Origin of the sequence: Blautia sp. HCP3S3_D9 (assembly GCF_052063845.1) — a bacterium.
In the GTDB taxonomy this organism is placed as follows: domain Bacteria; phylum Bacillota; class Clostridia; order Lachnospirales; family Lachnospiraceae; genus Blautia_A.
Map to the genome: position 1 here is coordinate 1 of NZ_JBQHWS010000285.1, position 761 is coordinate 761.

Here is a 761-nt window from a genome sequence, read left to right on the forward strand (position 1 = left end):
AAAGTCTGGATGTGGCAAAAGCAATAGCAGCATTTCTGGTAGTCTGTATTCATGTAAGCTTTCCAGGAGAGACAGGTCAGATCATAAAAGTATTTGCCAGATGTGCAGTGCCATTTTTCTTTATGGTATCCGGATATTTCTGCTATTATGAAAACAATAATGCTGCAGTTAAGATACCCTTTAAGATCATACATATCCTGAAACTCTTTGCAGTATCTATCCTGTTTTATTTTGGCTGGGAATATCTGATGAAAGTTTCAGGCGGAGGGAATGCGGCAGAGTGGATAAAAGAACTTACGGATATAGAGCATCTGAAGGAATTTGTTTTTTATAACAGTACTTCACCTGTCAGGGCACATCTGTGGTTTTTGCCTGCACTTATTTACTGTTATGCGGTTGATTTCTGTATCGAAAAGCTGCATATCAGAAAGGCGGCGTACTGCTGCATTCCGATATTATCTGTGGTACTTTTGTGGAGAGCAGAGTTCTGCAGATTTGCAGGTGGATTTTACCATACGATGGAATACAGAAACTTTTTGTTTACAGGTATGAGTTTTTATCTTATGGGGCAGATGATCCACGAGAAGCAGGATAAACTGGAACAGAGACTGTCAGAGAGTATAGAACGAAAGTTTGTTGCAGGGATTGTGTCAGGGATCATACTCAGTGTTCTGGAATACTGTCTGCAGGGAGCCAGAGAGATTTATCTGGGAAACTGTATTACGGTCATCTGTCTGTTTATCTGGCTTATATTATATGGA

Annotated in this window: 1 protein-coding gene; it reads left to right on the forward strand. The window is 40.1% G+C overall.

Going from position 1 to position 761, the window contains the following annotated elements:
• The coding region (locus ACTNES_RS20930; RefSeq protein WP_441040581.1) for an acyltransferase family protein at nt 1–761 on the forward strand (761 nt) is incomplete at both ends.